Below are 21,086 nucleotides of genomic sequence, written 5' to 3' on the forward strand. Positions count from 1 at the left end.
GAAAGGGTAGCAAGGAGAGATTAAAAAGTGAAGCCGCTTGGCTGAATGTGGGTTAGGAGCGAGGAGAGTGAAAAGATTGAAATTAGAGCAATTTCGAAAAATCATAGGAATCTGTCTCCTTGTTTCGCTTGTCTTTATTGGGTGTTATAAACCGCTTCGCGAGTTTATTTCACTTCCAAAGCAACTTGTTATGTTTCAAAATCAAGATTCACAAGTATCTTCTTTACCTGTATTTCAAACAAAATCAACAGATGAAACGATTTTTACAATTGTTTCTCAACATGCTGGTGAAAAAACAATTGCAGTAAATCCGCATCAAAGCGGAGAAGCTGATATGGTTTATGAGCTTGCAGGATTGCCGGTGAAAAAAGTAAATGTAAAAGTGTTAAAAGATTTTAAGGTGGTTCCAGGTGGGCAATCAATAGGAGTAAAGTTGAATGCAAAAGGGGTACTTGTTGTAGGCCATCATTTAATCCAAACAGAAAAAGGAAAAGTATCTCCGGGTGAACTTGCAGGTGTGCAAGTAGGGGATATGATTACTGAGATAAATGGTAAGACGATTGAACGAATGAGTGATATTGCACCATTTATTCATGATAGCGGGAAAACAGGGGAGTCGCTTAATCTTGTTTTATTGCGAGATGGAAAATATATTCGAACAAAATTAACTCCGCAAAAAGATGGGGAGAACAGTCGTATCGAATTGGGTTGTATATTCGTGACTCAGCTGCAGGTATTGGAACAATGACTTTTATTCATCCAGAATCAATGAAGTACGGTGCACTTGGTCATGTTATTTCTGACAATGATACAAAAAAACCAATTCAAGTTGAAGATGGACAAATTGTTCGTTCGACAGTAACATCCATTGAACGTGGTAGTAATGGTGATCCAGGTGAAAAACTAGCAAGATTTTCACCAGATCATGAAATTATTGGTAATATTACAACGAATAGTCCATTTGGTATTTTCGGTAAGTTAAATACAGGAATGAAAAATGGAATTATGGATGAAGCAATTCCAATTGCTCTTTCTTATCAAGTAAAAGAGGGACCTGCCAAAATTTTAACGGTTATTGATCAAGATAAAGTGGAAGCATTCGATATAGAAATCGTAAGTACAGTTCCGCAAAAATTCCCTGCAACAAAAGGGATGGTTGTTAAGATTACAGATAAACGTCTATTAGAAAAAACAGGTGGAATTGTACAAGGAATGAGTGGTAGTCCTATTGTACAAGATGGGAAATTAGTTGGAGCTGTAACACACGTATTTGTCAATGACCCAACATCCGGATATGGAGTTCATATTGAGTGGATGCTACATGAAGCGGGTATTAATATTTATAACGATCAGAAAAAAGCAAGCTGAATTTATTCAGCTTGCTTTTTTCGATCTATCCCGCTATTCGCGGGCAGTAAGCCTCCACCTCAAGATGCAGAGAAAAGCGAAGAAGATAGGTGGGGGATAACTGCCAGTAAAAGCCCGATTGGTTCAACTAACCTTTCATCAAAAAAGCGTTCATGAAAGGAAGTTTCACTTTATAAAGTCGTTAAAAAGTTACAAAAGTTTCGCAATGGTTGTTTTTTGTTGTAAAATAAAAGTAGAGTATGTATATTCAGTTGTAATCATATGATGGAATATGTAAAGAAAAACTAAGAAATGAACGATAAAGATGTTTTTTTGTGATTTTTTCGGAATTTAAGAAAGTTTTAAAGGGGATTTTCACATAATTGTCGAACAATTCATGTAGTCTAGAAGCTAATACTTTATGTCGGGAGAAATCATTTGTAGGGAGGAAAAGCTGTGGAGAAAATTAAAGTGTGTCTCGTGGATGATAATAAAGAACTTATATCTATGTTAGAGAGTTATGTTGCCGCTCAAGATGATATGGAAGTGATTGGGGTAGCTTACAATGGTCAAGAGTGCTTAAATTTATTAAAAGAGAGACAACCGGATGTACTGGTCCTTGATATTATTATGCCACATTTAGATGGACTCGCAGTGTTAGAAAAAATGCGTCATATTGACCGTTTCAAACAACCAAGTGTTATTATGCTAACAGCGTTTGGGCAAGAGGATGTGACAAAAAAAGCTGTTGATTTAGGTGCATCATATTTTATATTAAAACCATTTGATATGGAAAACTTAACAAGTCACATTCGTCAAGTGAGTGGAAAATCAAGCGCTACAATTAAACGTCCACTATCAGCTTTTCGTTCTGTAACAACGTCTGATGGAAAACCGAAAAATTTAGATGCGAGCATTACAAGTATCATTCATGAAATTGGTGTACCAGCTCATATTAAAGGGTATATGTATTTGCGCGAGGCGATCTCAATGGTATATAACGACATTGAGTTGCTTGGGTCAATTACAAAAGTACTATATCCAGATATCGCAAAGAAATATAATACAACGGCAAGCCGTGTAGAACGTGCAATCCGTCATGCGATTGAAGTTGCATGGAGCCGAGGGAATATTGAATCTATTTCTTCTTTATTTGGTTATACTGTCTCCATGTCAAAAGCGAAACCTACGAACAGTGAATTCATCGCGATGGTTGCAGATAAATTAAGGCTTGAGCATAAGGCAAGTTGAATTAACGATATCAATAGATGAAGCGGTTTTGTTTATAAAAGTAAGTTCAGCAATAAATTTCTTTTTTAATCAATAAATCATTGATATACAAATCGATGAACATTCCTTTTATGGTAGTTTTAGATAACCATCATGAAAGGAATGTTCATTTTTATTGTTTCAGTGGGTTGAAATTTTATCCCGTATTAACGGATAGTAAGCCCCTACCTCAAGATTCAGAAAAAGCGAAGAAGACAGGTGGGGGATAACTGTTGGCATGTGTCTGATTGGTTCAACTAACCATCAGTAGGGGATGAAGAAAACCCCCACTGATAGAAGTTTCACTTCATAAGAAAAGTCCTGTGCATAACAGGACTGTCTATTCTGTATCTTTATTTTGTTTTTCTAATTCAACAAGTTTTTGAATTAAAATATGCTGAGGCATATGCATAAGCTGTTCAAGTGGAACACCGAGAGCTTCAGATAACTTAATAGCTGTGTCTGGTGAAAGTTGTAATGGTTTCATAAAAGTACCTCCTTTTTGTATAGTATAACATAAAGAGAAGTCGCCATTGGCGGGAGATTCGCTAATGGTAGTAGCTCGTAAGGTTTGTAACCTGCAATGATTTCTTACTAGCAGTTAGAGTAGATAAGATTTGAGGTGAGAAGATGACGCTTATTTTTGGACATCGCGGGGCTGCGGGAACATACCCAGAAAATACAATGGTTTCTTTTCAAGCGGCGGAGCAGTTCGGAGCGGATGGAATTGAATTGGATGTTCAGTTCACAAAAGATAGAAAAATTGTTGTTATTCATGATGAAACAGTAAATCGAACGACGAATGGAAAAGGTGCAGTTCGGAATTATTTATATGAAGATTTGCGTTCGTTAGATGCCAGTTATACATTTTATGATAAGGTCGGTGCGTGCCGTATTCCTTTATTAGAAGATGTGTTAGAATGGCTAGAAACAAACAACCTTTTTCTTAATATCGAATTAAAGAATAATAAGGTGCCGTATCGAGGGTTAGAAGAAGAGGTGATTACGCTCGTTCGAAAATATAATATGGAGGAGCGAATTATTCTATCTTCTTTTAATCATTATAGTATGAAGAAGTGTCATATGATGGCTCCTGATATTGAAACAGCAATTTTATATAAAGAAGGGCTGCATAGTCCGTGGGCTTATGCGAAAAAGATGGGAGCCAGTGCTATTCATCCGAACTATCGTTATATTTCGGATGGGATTATAGAATTAACGATGATAAATGGTGTAGCGGTGCGTCTATATACGATTAATGATGAAGAAGTGATGAGAAAGTTTTTGAGGATGAATGTGACCGCTATTATTACAGACTATCCAGAGCGTGTGAAAAAGCTATTACAAAGTGGAAAATGAGACCTTTCTTCAGAGAAGGTCTCATTTTTCGTATGAACGTTTGATATTGTGGAATATTTCAAGGTGAAGAATTCTATTCGGTTATTCGCAAACAGTAAGCCCCCCACCTCAAGATGGAGAGAGAAGCGAAGAAGATAGGTGTGGGATGGCTGCCCGTAAAAGCCCAATTGGTTCAACTAACTATCAGTGGGGGGATGAAGAAAACCCCACTGATAGAAGTTTCACTTTATCTTCGAAAGCGAGCTTGTACTTTATTTCGTTTTCGGTCACGATATAAAACGAATCCGCCAAAAATATAAAAACCAATCGCAAAGCAGAGTGCTCCAATTAAAAATTGTAACCATAATACAGGGATTGGAGAGAAAAGAATACCGAAGACAGTATCTCTCATCAGTTTAATACCTAGCACAGCTAGTGAAATAGGGATAACTGCTAAAAAAAGAGCGAGGTAACGCTGCATGTGGAAAACTCCTTTTCAGACAATTTAGTATATACAAAATGATGTTATAATTTGTATTCGTTTGTCAAGAGGTTTCGGAACAAGTAAGATAGAGGTGTGAAAAATTTTGCAGAGGTGCTGCGGAAGGATTGGTGGCATATGAGACAAAGAGCATTAATTATTGGAGCGGGTGCTGGGGGTAGTGCGATTCTAGGTCTGCTGCAAAAATCGAATATATTTGAAGTGGTTGCGATTGTGGATATTGATGAAAAGGCAAAAGGTATACAACTTGCAAAGGGTCTTTATATTTCTACAGGAAGTGATTGGGAAGCGTTTATACGAGAGGATATTGATGTCATCTTTGATATGACAGGTGACTACAGTGTGTATGAAAAGGTTTTAGTGAAGAAAAAGAAGATGCACTGCTTGTCCCGGGTGACGTTGCGAATATTGTTGTTAAGCTTGCGCATGAAAAAGAAATGTTAATTGGGCAGTTAAAAGAACAAACGCAGCAGCGTGACCTGATTTTAAATTCAACGCACGATGGTATGATTGTTGTTAATAAAGATGGGAATGTACTATTATTCAATAAAAGTGCGGAAAGAATGATAGGCTATAAAAGCGAAGATGTTGTTAATAAGTACATTTTAGAAGTAATTCCAACAAGTAAGTTACTTCGTATTGTTCGTACGAAACAAATTGAGATTAATCAAGAATTAACATTACATAATGGAAAGAAAATTATTTCAACGCGCATTCCAATTTTAAATGAAATTGGAGAAGTGCAAGGGGCGTTTGCGGTTTTTAAAGATATTACCGAAATTGTAAATTTGGCTGAAGAAGTGACGAATTTAAAAGAAATTCAAACGCTGCTAGAAGCAATTATTCATTCTTCTGAAGAAGCGATTTCCGTTGTTGATGAACAAGGACGAGGGCTTGTTATTAATCCAGCCTATACAAAATTAACAGGTCTTTCTGAAGAGGATATTATTGGTAAACCGGCGACAACGGATATTGTAGAAGGAGAAAGTATGCATATGAAAGTGCTCCGGACACGCAGAGCAGTGCGTGGTATTCACATGAAGATTGGTCAAAAAAGAGAGATGTTATTGTAAACGTAGCCCCGGTTATTGTTGATGGGATTTTAAAGGGAAGCGTTGGCGTGATTCGTGATGTATCCGAAATTCAAAAGTTAACAAATGAATTAAATAGGGCGAGACAAATTATTCGTACGTTGGAGGCGAAATATTCATTCGATGATATTGTTGGAACGTCAGAAGAGATTATAGCGGCAATTGAACAAGCGAAACTAGGAGCGAATACACCAGCGACGGTACTACTGCGCGGAGAGTCAGGAACTGGAAAAGAATTATTTGCGCATGCCATTCATAATGGCAGCAATCGGAAGTACAATAAGTTTGTTCGGGTGAATTGTGCAGCAATTTCCGAATCGCTATTAGAAAGTGAACTATTTGGTTACGAAGAAGGAGCATTTTCCGGCGCGCGACGCGGAGGGAAGCGTGGTTTTTTTGAGGAAGCAAATAATGGAAGTATTTTCTTGGATGAAATAGGAGAACTGTCTGCGAATACACAGGCGAAATTACTCCGTGTTTTGCAAGAGAAAGAAATTGTGAGGGTCGGAGGTACGAAGCCGGTTCCTATTAATGTTCGAGTTATTGCCGCAACGCATGTGAACTTAGAAAAGGCAATTTTAGATGGTGATTTTCGGGAAGATTTATATTATCGCTTAAATAAAATTCCGATTCATATTCCATCGCTCGGTCAACGTAAAGAAGATATTGCTGAAATTGCTGATCGGTTAATTCAAAAAATTAATCAAGATTATGGACGCAATGTCGAAGGATTAACGGAATCAGCGGTGCAGTATTTGCAGTCGTATGATTGGCCTGGAAATGTTCGTGAGCTTGAAAATATTTTAGGGCGAGCAATTATTTTTATGAATTATAATGAAATGTATATTGATGTACATCATTTACCTCCGTTACATCAAGAGGACCAATCTGAATTGAAAGTGAGCAATTTACTTCCTGACTTAGAAGAAAAGTCTCTTGATGATTTAGTAGCTGAGTTTGAAGGGAATATTATTCATGAGTACTTATCTAGATTTGATGGGAATAAAACGAAAACGGCCCAAGCATTAGGGGTTTCGGTTCGGAATTTATATTATAAACTAGAAAAATACGAACGTGCAAAAAATGGCATGCAATAAATTTCATACCGTGCAAGAAATTGCACGGTAAATAGAATGCGACAAAATTAGACGGAATTTTTTGTTTAGTTATAAAATGTTGATTTTTCTACGTTTTGAATGCGTTTTCAAAAATATTTAAAGGGGATTTAAAAGTTGGCACGATATTTGCTTTAATATAAGCGAGGGACGACGAGGAAGGGTTGATTACAAAATATGAAGTTACAAACTTTAATTGATCAGGCAGCAGAGCAGCCGAAAAAAATGGTTGCTGTTGCAGTAGCTGAAGATCATGAAGTAATTGAAGCAGTTGTAAAGGCTGTTCAATTACAGTTAGCTCAATTTCGTCTATATGGAAATCACGAAACGATTATGAATATGTTACAGGAGCATGGAATACAGCCTTCAGAACATATTGAAGTAATCTCCGCTACATCTAATGCAGAAGCTGCTGAATTAGCAGTAAAAGCTGTAAGAGGCGGAGAAGCAGATGTACTTATGAAGGGGAATATTCCAACCGCTAGCATTTTGAAAGCAGTATTAAATAAAGAATGGGGTCTTCGTAAAGGCGGTGTGTTATCACACGTTGCAGCTTTTGAAGTACCTAATTATGATCGCTTTATCATTGTAACAGATGTAGCGATGAATATTGCTCCAGATGTGCAGCAAAAAGCGGCAATTGCACAAAATGCAGTTGAAGTTGCTCAGGCAATAGGAGTGGAATTACCGAAAGTAGCTCCAATCGCTGCTGTGGAAGTTGTAAATCCAGCAATGCAAGCAACGATTGATGCAGCAATGTTAACGCAAATGAATCGTCGAGGACAAATTAAAAATTGTATCATTGATGGACCACTTGCTTTAGATATTGCTGTTTCACAAATTGCAGCAGAGCATAAAGGAATTCAAAGTGATGTAGCTGGTAAAGCAGATATTTTACTCGTCCCAACAATTGAAGCTGGAAATGTACTATATAAATCGCTTGTATACTTTGCAAATGCAAAAGTAGGAGCGATTATTGCCGGAGCAAAAGCACCGATTGTGTTAACATCTCGCTCAGATTCAGCAGAAACAAAAGTGTATTCATTAGCATTGGCAGTTACGACTGCTTCTAAATAAACTTTCTTGCAGTACATGTTTTATTTTCATTAATGATTAAGGAAATGAGTCCAGTATAACGGGCTAAAATCGAAAATGTTAAACATATCAAGGGGGAAATTACAATGACATTAGAAATTTTCAAATACTTAGAAACTTACGATTACGAGCAAGTAGTATTCTGTCAAGATAAAGAATCAGGATTAAAAGCAATTATTGCAATTCATGATACAACTCTTGGACCAGCTCTTGGCGGAACAAGAATGTGGACATACGATTCTGAAGAAGCAGCAATTGAAGATGCTCTTCGTCTTGCAAAAGGAATGACATATAAAAACGCAGCGGCTGGTTTAAACTTAGGCGGTGCAAAAACAGTTATTATCGGCGATCCACGTAAAGATAAGAGCGAAGCAATGTTCCGTGCATTAGGCCGTTACATTCAAGGTTTAAATGGCCGTTACATTACAGCAGAAGATGTTGGTACAACTGTAGATGATATGGATATTATTCATGAAGAGACAGATTTCGTAACAGGTATTTCACCTTCATTCGGTTCTTCTGGTAACCCATCTCCAGTAACTGCTTACGGTGTATATGTTGGTATGAAAGCAGCTGCAAAAGAAGCGTTCGGTACAGATAGCTTAGAAGGTAAAGTAATTGCTGTTCAAGGTGTAGGAAATGTAGCTTATCACCTATGTAAACACCTGCATGCAGAAGGTGCAAAATTAATCGTTACAGATATTAATAAAGAAGCTGTACAACGTGCTGTAGATGAATTTGGTGCAACTGCTGTTGAACCTAACGAAATTTACGGTGTAGAATGTGATATCTATGCACCATGTGCATTAGGAGCAACAGTAAATGATGAAACAATTCCACAATTAAAAGCGAAAGTAATTGCTGGTTCTGCAAATAACCAATTAAAAGAAGATCGTCATGGTGATATCGTTCATGAAATGGGTATCGTATATGCACCAGACTATGTTATTAACGCAGGTGGCGTAATTAACGTAGCGGATGAGTTATACGGATACAATAGAGAGCGTGCATTAAAACGTGTAGAAGCAATTTATGACACGATTGCAAAAGTAATCGAAATTTCAAAACGTGATGGCGTGCCAACATATGTAGCGGCAGATCATCTTGCTGAAGAGCGCATCGCAAGCTTAAAAAATACACGCAGCACATTTTTAAGTAACGGTCATAACATTTTAAGCCGTCGCTAATTAATAGAAAAAGTAAATGTGAAAGCAGTGGCGGCTTCATTTAGAAGTTGCTACTGTCTTTCTAAATAAATGGTGGAGGGAGCAGCCTTGTCCGTGAATCGAATTCTTGTCATTAATCCTGGTAGTACATCTACGAAGATTGGTGTTTTTGATAACGAAAGACCTGTTTTAGAAGAAACAATTCGTCATGACGAAGAACAGATTGGGAAATATAAGCGTATTATTGATCAATATGAATTTCGCAAGCAAACTATTTTAGAGGTGCTTCATTCCCATGGCATTAATATTTCTAAGTTAAATGCTGTATGCGGACGCGGCGGATTACTTCGCCCAATTGAAGGCGGTACGTATACAGTAAATGAAGCTATGCTAGAAGATTTAAAAAATGGTTATAGTGGCCATCATGCTTCCAATTTGGGAGGTATTTTAGCATATGAAATCGCTTCTGGACTTAACATTCCAGCGTTTATTGTTGATCCAGTAGTTGTAGATGAAATGGATGATATTGCCCGTATTAGCGGAATAGCTGGTATGGAGCGAAGAAGTATTTTTCATGCGCTAAACCAAAAAGCAGTAGCTCGTAAAGTTGCAAAAGAACTTGATCGTAAATATGAAGATTTAAACTTATTAATTGCACATATGGGTGGCGGTATTTCAGTTGGTGCTCATAAAAAAGGAAAAGTTATTGATGTAAATAACGGTTTAAATGGAGAAGGACCATTCAGCCCAGAACGTGCAGGAACAGTTCCGGTAGGTCAGCTTGTAGAAATGTGCTTCTCTGGTGACTATTACCGTGATGAAATGATGAAAAAAATCGTTGGACAAGGAGGCTTAGTAAGCTTACTTGGTACAAATGATGCAATTAAAGTAGAAAAGATGGTAGAACAAGGTGATCCAGAAGCAACACTTGTTTATACAGCGATGGCATATCAAGTTGCAAAAGAAATTGGCGGAGCAAGTGCAGTTCTTCATGGGAAAGTAGATGCAATTGTTTTAACTGGTGGACTTGCATATAGCAAAATCCTTGTTGATGAAATTAAAGAGCGCGTTCATTGGATTGCCGATGTCATTGTACATCCAGGAGAAGATGAACTACAAGCATTAGCAGAAGGTGCGCTTCGTGTACTTCGTGAAGAAGAAACTGCAAAAGAGTATGTTGTAAGGGAAAAAGAAACCGTAGTTAGGGGTTGAAAAATATGGCAACAGAGTACGATTTAGTTATTGTTGGCGGCGGTACAGGCGGATATGTTGCTGCTATTCGTGCATCACAATTAGGACTAAAAACAGCGCTTGTTGAAAAAGAGAATCTTGGTGGCACATGTTTACACAAAGGTTGTATCCCAAGTAAAGCGTTGCTTCGTAGTGCGGAAGTATACGCAACGGCGAAAAAGGGGAAGAATTTGGTGTTGTTACAAGCGATGTTTCATTAAACTTTGCAAAAGTACAAGAACGTAAAGAAAAAATCGTTAGCCAACTTCATAAAGGTGTTCAGCATTTAATGAAGCAAGGGAAAATCGATGTATATGAAGGAATTGGTCGTATCCTTGGCCCATCTATTTTCTCACCGATGCCGGGAACGATTTCTGTTGAATTAGCAAGTGGTGAAGAGAATGAAATGCTTATTCCGAAAAACGTAATCGTTGCAACAGGATCACGCCCAAATTCTTTACCAGGACTTGAGCTTGATGGTGAATATGTTATGTCATCTGACCACGCTTTAAAAATGGAAGCGCTTCCTGAGTCTGTTATTATTGTTGGTGGCGGTGTAATCGGTATTGAGTGGGCGTCTATGCTTGCTGATTTCGGTGTCGAAGTAACTGTACTTGAATATGCAAAACATGTTCTTCCACTTGAAGATCAAGACGTTTCTAAAGAAATGCAGCGTTTGCTTAAGAAAAAAGGTATTAAGATTGTAACTGGTGCAAAAGTATTACCAGAAACTTTAGTAAAAGATAATGGTGTTACAATTCAAGCGGAACTTAACGGTGAAAATAAAGAATTTAAAGCTGAAAAAATGCTTGTATCTGTTGGAAGACAAGCAAACACACAAAATATCGGCTTAGAAAATACAGATATCGTTGTTGAAAAAGGTTATATTCAAACAAATGAATATTATCAAACGAAAGAATCACACATTTATGCGATTGGCGATGTAATTGGCGGCTTGCAACTTGCACACGTTGCTTCTCATGAAGGAATTGTAGCAGTTGAACATATTGCTAGAAAAGAGCCGATGCCAATTGATTACTCTATGGTATCTAAATGTGTATATAGTAGCCCAGAAGTTGCTTCTGTCGGTTTAACAGAGCAAGAAGCAAAAGAAAAAGGCTATAAATTAAAAGTAGGTAAATTCTCATTCCGTGCAATCGGTAAAGCGCTTGTATATGGAGAATCTGATGGTTTTGTGAAACTTGTTGTTGATGAAGAAACAAATGATATTCTTGGTGTTCATATGATTGGACCACACGTAACAGATATGATTTCAGAAGCAGGTCTTGCAAGAGTATTAGATGCAACGCCTTGGGAAGTTGCACATACAATTCATCCGCATCCATCATTATCAGAAGCAATTGGTGAAGCTGCGTTAGCAGTTGATGGAAAAGCGTTACACGGATAAAAGTGAACCATTGGGAATGGATAGTGTATCGTTCTTGCTTTATAATAGAGCGGGGTAAAAAGGATTTAGGAGGGTGTTAAAATGGCTGAAGTAAAAGCAAAGCGCCATGAAGAGCTTGGCTTAAGCGATGAGCAAGTATTAGAAATGTATCGCACGATGTTACTCGCACGTAAAATTGACGAGCGTATGTGGTTATTAAACCGTGCAGGGAAAATTCCTTTTGTAATTTCTTGTCAAGGACAAGAAGCTGCACAAGTAGGCGCAGCATTTGCACTTGATCGCGAAAAGGACTACGCATTACCATATTACCGTGATATGGGTGTCGTGTTAGCATTTGGTATGACAGCAAAAGAGCTTATGCTATCTGGATTTGCAAAAGCAGAAGATCCAAACTCTGGCGGACGTCAAATGCCTGGACACTTTGGACAAAAGAAAAATCGCATCGTAACAGGTTCTTCACCAGTTACAACGCAAGTACCGCACGCAGTAGGTATTGCATTAGCAGGACAGATGGAAGGAAAAGATTTAGTAACGTTTGTTACATTTGGAGAAGGTTCTTCTAACCAAGGTGACTTCCATGAAGGTGCAAACTTTGCAGGAGTACACAAATTACCAGTTATTTTCATGTGTGAGAATAACAAATATGCAATCTCTATCCCAGTTGAAAAACAATTAGCTTGTAAAAATGTATCTGATCGTGCAATCGGTTATGGTATGCCAGGATACACAGTAGACGGAAATGACCCGCTTGAAGTATATAAAGCTGTAAAAGAAGCGGCAGATCGTGGTCGCCGTGGTGAAGGTCCAACATTAATTGAAACTGTATCTTATCGTTTAACAGCTCACTCTAGTGACGATGATGATCGTGTGTACCGTGACAGAGAAGAAGTAGAAGAAGCAAAGAAAAAAGATCCAATGTATACATTTGCAAACTACTTAAAAGAAGTAGGTATTTTAACAGAGGAATCTGAAAAACAAATGTTAGATGACGTGATGCATATCGTAAACGAAGCAACAGAATATGCAGAGAATGCTCCGTATGCAGATCCAGAATCTGCATTAAAGCACGTATACGCGGAATAAGGGGGAACGTTTCATGGCTGTAATGTCTTATATTGACGCGATTACATTAGCAATGCGCGAGGAAATGGAACGCGATGAGAAAGTATTTGTATTAGGAGAAGACGTTGGTAAAAAAGGTGGCGTATTTAAAGCGACAAATGGATTATATGATCAATTTGGTGAAATGCGCGCGCTTGATACACCACTTGCAGAATCAGCAATCGCTGGAGTAGCAATCGGTGCAGCGATGTATGGAATGCGCCCAATTGCAGAAATGCAATTTGCTGACTTCATTATGCCAGCGGTAAACCAAATTGTTTCCGAAGCAGCAAAAATTCGTTACCGTTCTAACAATGACTGGACTTGTCCAATCACAATCCGCGCACCATTTGGCGGCGGTGTTCACGGTGCATTGTATCATTCTCAATCTGTAGAAGCACTTTTTGCAAACCAACCTGGCTTAAAAATTGTCATTCCTTCTACACCGTATGATGCAAAAGGTTTATTAAAAGCAGCAATTCGTGATGAAGATCCAGTATTATTCTTTGAACATAAACGTGCATATCGCTTAATTAAAGGTGAAGTGCCGGAAGATGATTATGTATTACCAATCGGAAAAGCAGACGTAAAACGTGAGGGTGATGATATTACTGTTATCACATACGGATTATGTGTTCACTTTGCTCTTCAAGCTGCTGAAAAATTAGCACAAGATGGCATTTCTGCTCACATTCTTGATTTACGTACTGTATACCCGTTAGATAAGGAAGCAATTATTGAAGCAGCTTCAAAAACAGGTAAGGTTCTTCTTGTAACGGAAGATAATAAAGAAGGAAGCATTATGAGTGAAGTAGCAGCAATTATCGCAGAAAATTGCTTATTCGACCTTGATGCACCAATTGCTCGTCTTGCAGGTCCAGACGTTCCAGCAATGCCATATGCACCAACAATGGAAAAATTCTTTATGGTAAATCCAGATAAAGTTGAAAAAGCAATGCGCGAACTTGCGGAATTTTAATCGGGGGGACTATACATGGCTGTAGAAAAAATTACGATGCCTCAGCTTGGGGAGAGTGTAACGGAAGGTACAATTAGTAAATGGCTTGTTTCTGTTGGTGATCATGTAAATAAATATGATCCGCTTGCAGAAGTAATGACAGATAAAGTAAACGCAGAAGTACCATCTTCTTTCACTGGGGTTGTTACAGAGTTAATCGCTGGCGAAGGTGATACATTAGCTGTTGGTGAAGTGATTTGTATGATTCAAGTTGAAGGTGCAAATGAAGTAGCTGCAACAGCTGTAGAAGAAAAAACAGAAGAGGCGCCAAAAGCAGAGACAGCTGCATCAGCACCAGCAGCACCAAAAGCGAAGCAACCAACTGATGGTAAGCCACGCTTTTCACCAGCTGTATTAAAACTTGCAGGTGAACATAATATTGATTTAGATGTAGTAGAAGGTACGGGAACAAATGGCCGTATTACGCGCAAAGATATTATAAAATTAGTGGAATCTGGAAATATTCCACAAGCAGGTGCGAAGAAAGAAGCAGCAGCTGCACCAATTACGCAAGAAGCACCAAAGGCTGCACCAGCACCAGCAGCTCCAAAAACAGAAGCGGCAAAACCAGTATCTGTACCAACAATGCCTGGAGATATTGAAATCCCAGTGACTGGTGTGCGTAAAGCGATTGCTGCAAACATGCTGCGCAGTAAGCATGAAGCACCGCATGCTTGGATGATGATTGAAGTGGATGTAACAGACCTTGTTTCATACCGTAATTCAATTAAAGGTGAATTTAAAAAGCGTGAAGGCTTCAACTTAACATTCTTTGCATTCTTTGTAAAAGCTGTTGCACAAGCATTAAAAGAATACCCACAAATTAATTCTATGTGGGCTGGCGATAAAATTGTTCAGAAGAAAGATATCAACCTTTCTATCGCAGTTGCAACTGACGATGAACTGTTCGTTCCAGTTATTAAGCACGCTGATGAGAAAACAATTAAAGGTATCGCTCGTGAAATTACTGAGCTTGCAACGAAAGTACGTACGAAGTCATTAAAAGCTGACGAAATGCAAGGCGGAACATTTACAATTAATAACACAGGATCATTTGGTTCTGTTCAGTCTATGGGTATTATTAATTATCCACAGGCGGCAATTTTACAAGTGGAATCTATCGTGAAACGCCCAGTGATTATGGATAATGGTATGTTCGGTGCACGTGATATGGTTAACTTATGTCTATCTCTTGACCATCGCGTACTGGACGGATTCATTTGCGGTAAGTTCTTAGGCCGTGTAAAAGAAATTCTTGAGAATACGTCTGCAGATAACACTTCTGTATATTAATCATAGGAAGGCCCGCCAATTGGCGGGCTTTTTTTACGTATATGAATGAGAAGTTTTTAAGTGGAAGCATATTTCCTATGTAAATTTGCAACTTAGCTGAAGATTTACATTGTTTTTTACATAGACAATACGGATAAACATAAACTAAAAGGAGGAATTTTGTTAAGGGGTGCCATTTATGCATATATTTGAAGGAGCAAAGCATCTTTCGAATTTCGAATGGGTGATCCGTGCCATATTGGCATATATGTTTTTAATTATTGTTGCAAAAGCAATGGGACAACGCTCTATTGCTCAGCTTCGTTTTTAGATCTTGTGCTAGTGCTATTATTAGGCGGAAATATATCGAACGCATTATCTGATGAAAGAGTAGGCCTTCTCGGTTCTCTGATTACAACATTTGTTCTCGTAGTACTTCATATAGTAAGTTCCATTTTGACATTAAAGGTGGATTGGTGGAGACGTTTTTTAGAGCCTGCACCGATTATTCTGATACATAATGGTTCTGTTCAGTTTAATAATCTAAAGAAGGCACGGATTACAGTAGAGTATTTATTTTCTGAGCTGAGATTGCAAGGTATTACAGATATTCAAACAGTAAAACTAGCCTTATGGGAAGCAAGTGGAGTTGTTTCTGTATTTCAATATGCAGCATATGAAAAAGTGTCTCGAAAAGATATGAAAATATATGCAGAGCAATCACCTATTACATTTATCTTGGTAAAGAATGGGGATATCCAAAAGGATGTTCTCGCTTTAATAGAAAAAACAGAAGAGTGGGTAAAAGATGAGTTAAAGCAGAAAGTACCGATTCAATCGATTCAATTAGCAACGGTAGATGAAAAGGGACAAATAAACATTTTGCTTAAAAAGTAAAAAAATTACGCATTTTTCCATTTTATACATATGATACAATGGTGTGGACAAGGAAATAAAAAAGAAAGGTTTGTTGGAATGGGATATGTGGAGGAATTACGAAAAATAGTTGGTCACTACCCTTTAATTTTAGTCGGTTCGGTTGTTCTTGTATTGAATAAAGATGGGGAAGTATTATTACAACAAAGACAAGAACCGTATGGGAAATGGGGACTTCTTGGTGGATTAATGGAGCTGCGGGAATCACCAGAAGAAACAGCGTGTCGTGAAGTTTATGAAGAAGCCGGCATTCGTGTGAAGAATTTGCAGCTCATTAATGTGTTCTCAGGTGCAAAACATTTTGTGAAACTTGCAAACGGTGACGAGTTCCAAGCAGTAACGACTGCATATTATACTCATGATTATGAAGGAGAACCTACTGTAAATAAAAAAGAAGCAATACAATTAAAGTTTTTTTCGGTTACGGAATTACCAGAGTATATTGTAGGATCGCATAAAAGAATGATTGAAGTATATGTAGAAATGATACAAAGCAAGTAAGTTTACTTGTATTTTAGAAATAGTTATTGGTAAGATACAGATAGGTATATGTGAGGAGGGAAAACTTTGATGAATTTCAACTTTTTTATGAATGATGTTGTCCGTCAAGCACGCGAAGAAATCGTGGCAGCTGGCTATACAGAATTAACAACAACAGAAGCGGTAGAGGAAGCATTACAAAAGAAAGGCACAACGCTTGTAATGGTAAACTCTGTGTGCGGCTGTGCAGGTGGTATTGCACGTCCAGCAGCAGCACATTCGGTTCATTATGATAAACGCCCAGACAATCTTGTTACTGTATTTGCAGGTCAAGATAAAGAAGCAACGGCACGTGCTCGTGAATATTTTGAAGGATATCCACCGTCTTCTCCGTCGTTTGCATTATTAAAAGACGGTAAGATTGTGACAATGGTTGAGCGTCATGAAATTGAAGGCCATGAACCAATGCAGGTAATTGCTAAATTACAATCGTACTTTGAAGAACATTGTGATGAAATGTAATATGCCTTTTTAGAGCCGTTAAGAATAGAATCTTAACGGCTCTTTTTTTACATAAAATCAGTTGTTTATGCATAAAATTATACAGTGTATACACTGTTGATGATGCTGTGGAAAGAAAAAACAAATTTATTTTTATTTTATTTATTGCATAAAAATAAATTTGTTGCTACAATACATTCAACGAATAAAAATTCTATAAAATATTTAAATATACATTAACTAGGAGGAAAAGTAATGAAGAAATTTTTATCCATTTCATTTGCACTTATTTTAATCGTAAGTATATTCGGAGCTTGCAGTAAGCGTGAAGAAGCAGGAAGTACTGATAAAAATAAAGTTTTAGTTATGGGAACTTCTGCAGATTACAAACCATTTGAATATGTCGATGCGAAAAAGAGTGAAGATATTATCGGTTTTGATATCGATGTTATGAACTATATCAGTAAAGAATTAGGCTATAAAGTTAAAATCAAAGATATGGATTTTAGCGGACTGTTAGCATCATTAGAAGCTGGAAAAGTTGACTTTGTAATGGCTGGACTGACACCGACAGCAGAACGTAAGAAAAACGCTGATTTTACAGATATTTATTTCACGTCAAAAAATGTGATTATTTCTAAAGAAGGTTCAAATATTAAAACATTGCAAGATTTGCAAGGGAAAAAAGTAGGGGTACAAACAGGATCAATTCAAGAAGAAAAGGCAAAGGATCTACAGAAACAAGTATCGTTCCAGTCTGAAGGACGCGATCGTATACCAGAACTAATTCAAGAAATTCAAGCAGGTCGTTTTGATGCAATTATTTTAGAAGATACAGTAGCAAAAGGATATTTAGAAAAAAATAAAGAGTTAAAAAGTGTAGAAATTCCGGAAGCTGCGGATGAAGCTGGTTCAGCAATTGCACTTCCGAAAAATAGTGATAAGACAGCGGAGTTTAATAAAGTGATTAAGAAAATGAAAGAAAATGGAGAAATGGATAAATTAGTGAAGAAATGGTTTGGCGGCGAGCAATAAGCCGCCTTTCCATATTATGGAGAGGAATGACTTAGGATGAACTTGGATTTTTCGCAAATTACGCCGTCAATACCATATATGTTAAAGGGCTTAGAAGTAACATTGAAAATTGTTTTTGTATCTTCTTTGCTCGGCTTTGCGCTAGGTGCGTTATTAGCACTTTGTAAAATTGCCAGAATTAAAGTTTTAAGTATTATTGCTGATTTCTATACATCTATTTTTCGTGGTACACCGCTTGTACTACAATTAATGCTTATTTATTACGGTCTCCCTCAACTTACAGGATATGATATTTCAGCATTTTTAGCAGCAGTTTTAGCATTTAGCTTAAACTCCGGTGCATATATGTCAGAAGTTATTCGCGCTGGAATTCAGGCAGTTGATAAAGGACAAACAGAAGCAGCGATGGCTCTCGGTATTCCATATGGAAAAATGATGCGAAATATTATTTTTCCGCAAGCATTAAAAAATATTTTACCTGCATTAGTAAATGAGTTTGTTACATTAACGAAAGAGTCGGCAGTTGTTACTGTGATAGGCGCAACAGATTTAATGCGCCGCGCATATATTGTTGGCGGAGAGACATTGTCATATTTTGAACCACTTTTATTTGTCGGTATGATTTATTACATCCTTGTTATTATTCTTACATTCATCGGCAAAGCGGTTGAAGGGAGAATGAAGAAAAGTGATTAAAATTACAAACCTTCATAAATCATTTGGAAATAACGAAGTATTAAAAGATATTACAACAACAATTGGACAGGGCGAAGTAGTAGCGATTATTGGGCCATCTGGTTCAGGAAAATCAACGTTTTTACGTTGCATGAATTTATTAGAAGTACCATCGGACGGACAAATTTGGATTGGCGGTCAAGAAGTAACAAATCCGAGTACAAATATTATGGAAGTTCGTCAGCATGTTGGGATGGTATTTCAGCATTTTCACTTATTCCCTCATATGACAGTGTTAGAAAATATTACGTATGCTCCTCTTACGGTAAAAGGTGTCTCAAAGGACGATGCAGTGAAAAAGGCTGAAGAATTATTAGAAAAAGTGGGATTACTTGAGAAAAAGGATGCATATCCAAATCGCCTTTCTGGTGGACAAAAACAGCGTGTTGCAATTGCAAGAGCCTTGGCAATGGAACCGGACGTTATGCTTTTTGATGAACCGACTTCAGCACTGGACCCAGAGATGGTAAAAGAAGTACTGGAAGTTATGAAATCTCTTGCAACGACAGGAATGACGATGGCAATTGTTACGCACGAAATGGGCTTCGCAAAAGAAGTAGCAAATCGTGTTCTGTTTTTGGATGGTGGAAAACTTGTAGAAGACGCGAACCCAGAGCAATTTTTTACAGCACCGGAAAGCAAACGTGCACAAGAATTTTTGCAAAAAATGTTGTAACATGTAAAAATTACGTGAATAATAATGGAAAAAGGATGACATTGTGTCATCCTTTTCTTTATACTTATTTTGAAAGAAGTTCGTACATAATAGGAGCGTTAATATGTTTAAAATTGGATATCGAACAGTGAAAACAGCAGCTGGAACTGCCTTGGCTGTGTGGATTGCTCAATTATTTCATTTGGAGTTTTATAGCACAGCCGGCATTCTGGTTATTCTATGTGTGCAAAATACAAAAAGAAAATCATTAGAAGTATCTATTCATCGCTTTTTAGCTTGTTTACTTTCTATGGTGTTTGCATTTTTTATTTTTGAATCGATAGGGTATACACCGCTAGCAATTGGACTTCTATTACTTCTGTTTATTCCAACTGCAGTTATGCTTAAGATTCAAGAGGGGATTGTTACAAGCTCTGTTATTGTTATGCATTTATTTTCATTACAAAAAATTACGTGGTCAATTGTTGGAAATGAGATTGCAATTTTAACGGTTGGAATTAGCGTTGCTTTGTTAATTAATTTGTACATGCCAAGTGTTGAAAGTGAGTTAAAAGATTATCAACAAAAAGTAGAATCTAATTTTAAAACGATTCTTTTTGAAATGGCTGCATATTTAAGAAATCGTGATAGTGTGTGGAATGGAAAAGAGCTAATTGAAACGGAAACATTACTTGAGAAGGCAAAAGAATTGTCTTTTAAAAAGCTGGAAAATCAGTTTATGCGTGAAGATGATTATTACTATCGTTATTTTCAAATGCGTCAGCAACAGTATGAAATTTTAGAAAGAGTTATGCCGCTAGCCGCTTCGTTATCTTGGTCGTATGAACAAGCGGGGATGGTGGCGGATGTAATTGAAAATGTTGGGAATGCAATTCGCCCAGAAAGTACGGGGGTTATTTCATTAAGGCAACTTCAGGAGATGCGAGAAATCTTTCGAGAAATGCGGCTTCCAGAAACACGAGAAGAATTTGAAATGCGGGCCAAGCTCGTTCAGCTCGTGTATGAAATAGAACAATATTTACTTATTAAAAGTCGATTCAAAGGGAAATATAACATCAAAGAATTAATATAAGAAGGAAGGAATGAGGTATGCCATATCTTCTTTCATTCATATTATTTGTTTCCCTATCGCCGCTTTGGCCGCTCGGTGATAATCCACGTGTTGGTGATCCGCTTATTATCGTCAATAAACAAACGAACCAGCTTGCATATATTCATGATGGAAAGATACAAAACACATTTCCAGTTGGGACAGGTAAAACGAATGATTTAACGCCAGAAGGTACATTTGATGTTGTGATGAAAGCGAAAAATCCATATTATATTGCAAAGAACATCCCAGGTGGTTCACCGAAAAATCCGCTCGGTTCTAGATGGATTGGATTTAATGCCCGAGGTACAGATGGTAGTAAATATGGAATACACGGAACAAATCAGCCGAGCTCAATCGGCAAATATATTTCGCAAGGTTGTATTCGCATGTATAAAAAAGATGTAGAGTATTTATACGATCAGGTTCCGATTGGAACAAAAGTATGGATTGTTAAATCGAAAAAGTCATTTCAGCAGCTCGCGAAAGAAAAAGGCGCGATTGCTTACGAAAAAAGCCGACAGTATATGTTGGCTTTTTATTGTATTGCATATTGTCTTGACACGTGTACATATAGCATGCGTTAATGAGAATAAATTAAAATTTTCATTTTTACATGAGGTTTATCCCGCATTAACGGGCAGTAAGATCCTCCACCACAAGATTTAGAAAAAAGCGAAG

17 protein-coding genes and 4 pseudogenes are annotated in these 21,086 nt (G+C 37.5%); 19 read left to right on the top strand and 2 right to left on the bottom strand.

Annotated features, from left to right (window positions below):
• The first annotated feature begins 67 nt into the window (after nt 1-67).
• Nucleotides 68-1,368, top strand: a pseudogene (spoIVB, locus tag ACEWFJ_RS07750) (SpoIVB peptidase).
• A 435-nt stretch (nt 1,369-1,803) separates the two neighbouring features.
• Complete coding sequence (gene spo0A / locus ACEWFJ_RS07755; RefSeq protein ID WP_473691399.1) at nt 1,804-2,598, top strand: sporulation transcription factor Spo0A; 795 nt, start codon at nt 1,804-1,806, stop codon at nt 2,596-2,598.
• Between the two features lie 358 nt (nt 2,599-2,956).
• Here the strand turns inward: spo0A and ACEWFJ_RS07760 are convergent, their stop codons facing one another.
• On the bottom strand, nt 2,957-3,103 hold the full coding sequence (locus ACEWFJ_RS07760) for a YycC family protein (RefSeq protein ID WP_098310593.1): 147 nt from the start codon (nt 3,101-3,103) through the stop codon (nt 2,957-2,959).
• Nucleotides 3,104-3,246: 143 nt separating this feature from the next.
• On the opposite strand from ACEWFJ_RS07760, the gene ACEWFJ_RS07765 reads away from it, so the two are divergent.
• A complete protein-coding gene (locus tag ACEWFJ_RS07765) occupies nt 3,247-3,975 on the top strand; it encodes a glycerophosphodiester phosphodiesterase (protein WP_473691401.1) in 729 nt (242 codons plus the stop codon).
• 226 nt (nt 3,976-4,201) lie between these two features.
• Here ACEWFJ_RS07765 and ACEWFJ_RS07770 read toward each other — a convergent pair whose 3' ends face one another.
• Nucleotides 4,202-4,435 carry a DUF2627 domain-containing protein gene (locus ACEWFJ_RS07770; protein ID WP_473691403.1) on the bottom strand — a complete coding sequence of 78 codons (234 nt, stop codon included), beginning with the start codon at nt 4,433-4,435 and terminating at the stop codon, nt 4,202-4,204.
• A gap of 138 nt (nt 4,436-4,573) precedes the next feature.
• On the opposite strand from ACEWFJ_RS07770, the pseudogene ACEWFJ_RS07775 reads away from it, so the two are divergent.
• The 16 genes and pseudogenes from ACEWFJ_RS07775 to ACEWFJ_RS07850 all read left to right on the top strand — a co-directional run bounded on the left by ACEWFJ_RS07775 (nt 4,574) and on the right by ACEWFJ_RS07850 (nt 20,992).
• A pseudogene (locus ACEWFJ_RS07775) lies at nt 4,574-6,644 on the top strand (sigma-54 interaction domain-containing protein).
• A gap of 195 nt (nt 6,645-6,839) precedes the next feature.
• The gene (gene yqiS / locus ACEWFJ_RS07780; protein ID WP_473691405.1) at nt 6,840-7,739 is read left to right on the top strand and encodes a phosphate butyryltransferase; all 900 of its coding nucleotides are present in this window, start codon (nt 6,840-6,842) and stop codon (nt 7,737-7,739) included.
• A gap of 104 nt (nt 7,740-7,843) precedes the next feature.
• Nucleotides 7,844-8,944, top strand: coding sequence for a leucine dehydrogenase (locus tag ACEWFJ_RS07785; protein WP_473691407.1), 1,101 nt, complete (start codon nt 7,844-7,846; stop codon nt 8,942-8,944).
• Between the two features lie 87 nt (nt 8,945-9,031).
• Nucleotides 9,032-10,135 (top strand): butyrate kinase, encoded by a 1,104-nt coding sequence (buk, locus tag ACEWFJ_RS07790; RefSeq protein ID WP_473691409.1) that lies wholly within the window; start codon nt 9,032-9,034, stop codon nt 10,133-10,135.
• Nucleotides 10,136-10,140: 5 nt separating this feature from the next.
• A pseudogene (gene lpdA / locus ACEWFJ_RS07795) lies at nt 10,141-11,561 on the top strand (dihydrolipoyl dehydrogenase).
• 81 nt (nt 11,562-11,642) lie between these two features.
• Nucleotides 11,643-12,644, top strand: coding sequence for a 3-methyl-2-oxobutanoate dehydrogenase subunit alpha (bfmBAA, locus tag ACEWFJ_RS07800; RefSeq protein ID WP_473691411.1), 1,002 nt, complete (start codon nt 11,643-11,645; stop codon nt 12,642-12,644).
• 13 nt (nt 12,645-12,657) lie between these two features.
• A complete protein-coding gene (gene bfmBAB, locus ACEWFJ_RS07805; RefSeq protein WP_230575988.1) occupies nt 12,658-13,641 on the top strand; it encodes a 3-methyl-2-oxobutanoate dehydrogenase subunit beta in 984 nt (327 codons plus the stop codon).
• Nucleotides 13,642-13,656: 15 nt separating this feature from the next.
• Nucleotides 13,657-14,973 carry a dihydrolipoamide acetyltransferase family protein gene (locus ACEWFJ_RS07810; RefSeq protein WP_473691413.1) on the top strand — a complete coding sequence of 439 codons (1,317 nt, stop codon included), beginning with the start codon at nt 13,657-13,659 and terminating at the stop codon, nt 14,971-14,973.
• 178 nt (nt 14,974-15,151) lie between these two features.
• Nucleotides 15,152-15,849 (top strand): annotated as a pseudogene (locus ACEWFJ_RS07815) (DUF421 domain-containing protein).
• A 78-nt stretch (nt 15,850-15,927) separates the two neighbouring features.
• Nucleotides 15,928-16,389 carry an NUDIX hydrolase gene (locus ACEWFJ_RS07820; RefSeq protein WP_473691415.1) on the top strand — a complete coding sequence of 154 codons (462 nt, stop codon included), beginning with the start codon at nt 15,928-15,930 and terminating at the stop codon, nt 16,387-16,389.
• Between the two features lie 69 nt (nt 16,390-16,458).
• Nucleotides 16,459-16,890, top strand: coding sequence for a BrxA/BrxB family bacilliredoxin (locus tag ACEWFJ_RS07825; protein WP_141525084.1), 432 nt, complete (start codon nt 16,459-16,461; stop codon nt 16,888-16,890).
• A 234-nt stretch (nt 16,891-17,124) separates the two neighbouring features.
• Nucleotides 17,125-17,904 (top strand): transporter substrate-binding domain-containing protein, encoded by a 780-nt coding sequence (locus ACEWFJ_RS07830; protein WP_098310607.1) that lies wholly within the window; start codon nt 17,125-17,127, stop codon nt 17,902-17,904.
• Nucleotides 17,905-17,940: 36 nt separating this feature from the next.
• Nucleotides 17,941-18,600 carry an amino acid ABC transporter permease gene (locus ACEWFJ_RS07835; RefSeq protein ID WP_473691417.1) on the top strand — a complete coding sequence of 220 codons (660 nt, stop codon included), beginning with the start codon at nt 17,941-17,943 and terminating at the stop codon, nt 18,598-18,600.
• Nucleotides 18,593-19,315: an amino acid ABC transporter ATP-binding protein gene (locus tag ACEWFJ_RS07840; RefSeq protein WP_473691419.1), complete on the top strand. Its 723-nt coding sequence runs from the start codon at nt 18,593-18,595 to the stop codon at nt 19,313-19,315. The genes ACEWFJ_RS07835 and ACEWFJ_RS07840 overlap by 8 nt, the downstream gene beginning before the upstream one ends.
• Nucleotides 19,316-19,418: 103 nt before the next feature.
• Nucleotides 19,419-20,387: an aromatic acid exporter family protein gene (locus tag ACEWFJ_RS07845; protein WP_429708738.1), complete on the top strand. Its 969-nt coding sequence runs from the start codon at nt 19,419-19,421 to the stop codon at nt 20,385-20,387.
• Nucleotides 20,388-20,404: 17 nt separating this feature from the next.
• On the top strand, nt 20,405-20,992 hold the full coding sequence (locus tag ACEWFJ_RS07850) for a L,D-transpeptidase (protein WP_473691421.1): 588 nt from the start codon (nt 20,405-20,407) through the stop codon (nt 20,990-20,992).
• Nucleotides 20,993-21,086 lie beyond the last annotated feature (94 nt).

This window comes from Bacillus sp. EA-CB0995, from assembly GCF_055814245.1.

What these genes read in the sequence shown, in the direction of transcription:
- bfmBAB (WP_230575988.1), top strand. Translation starts at nt 12,658, where the DNA reads ATGGCTGTAATGTCTTATATTGACGCGATTACATTAGCAATGCGCGAG.
- ACEWFJ_RS07835 (WP_473691417.1), top strand. Translation starts at nt 17,941, where the DNA reads ATGAACTTGGATTTTTCGCAAATTACGCCGTCAATACCATATATGTTA.
- bfmBAA (WP_473691411.1), top strand. Translation starts at nt 11,643, where the DNA reads ATGGCTGAAGTAAAAGCAAAGCGCCATGAAGAGCTTGGCTTAAGCGAT.
- ACEWFJ_RS07820 (WP_473691415.1), top strand. Translation starts at nt 15,928, where the DNA reads ATGGGATATGTGGAGGAATTACGAAAAATAGTTGGTCACTACCCTTTA.
- ACEWFJ_RS07810 (WP_473691413.1), top strand. Translation starts at nt 13,657, where the DNA reads ATGGCTGTAGAAAAAATTACGATGCCTCAGCTTGGGGAGAGTGTAACG.
- ACEWFJ_RS07845 (WP_429708738.1), top strand. Translation starts at nt 19,419, where the DNA reads ATGTTTAAAATTGGATATCGAACAGTGAAAACAGCAGCTGGAACTGCC.
- ACEWFJ_RS07765 (WP_473691401.1), top strand. Translation starts at nt 3,247, where the DNA reads ATGACGCTTATTTTTGGACATCGCGGGGCTGCGGGAACATACCCAGAA.
- ACEWFJ_RS07785 (WP_473691407.1), top strand. Translation starts at nt 7,844, where the DNA reads ATGACATTAGAAATTTTCAAATACTTAGAAACTTACGATTACGAGCAA.
- ACEWFJ_RS07760 (WP_098310593.1), bottom strand. Translation starts at nt 3,103, where the DNA reads ATGAAACCATTACAACTTTCACCAGACACAGCTATTAAGTTATCTGAA.
- ACEWFJ_RS07825 (WP_141525084.1), top strand. Translation starts at nt 16,459, where the DNA reads ATGAATTTCAACTTTTTTATGAATGATGTTGTCCGTCAAGCACGCGAA.
- ACEWFJ_RS07830 (WP_098310607.1), top strand. Translation starts at nt 17,125, where the DNA reads ATGAAGAAATTTTTATCCATTTCATTTGCACTTATTTTAATCGTAAGT.
- yqiS (WP_473691405.1), top strand. Translation starts at nt 6,840, where the DNA reads ATGAAGTTACAAACTTTAATTGATCAGGCAGCAGAGCAGCCGAAAAAA.
- ACEWFJ_RS07850 (WP_473691421.1), top strand. Translation starts at nt 20,405, where the DNA reads ATGCCATATCTTCTTTCATTCATATTATTTGTTTCCCTATCGCCGCTT.
- ACEWFJ_RS07770 (WP_473691403.1), bottom strand. Translation starts at nt 4,435, where the DNA reads ATGCAGCGTTACCTCGCTCTTTTTTTAGCAGTTATCCCTATTTCACTA.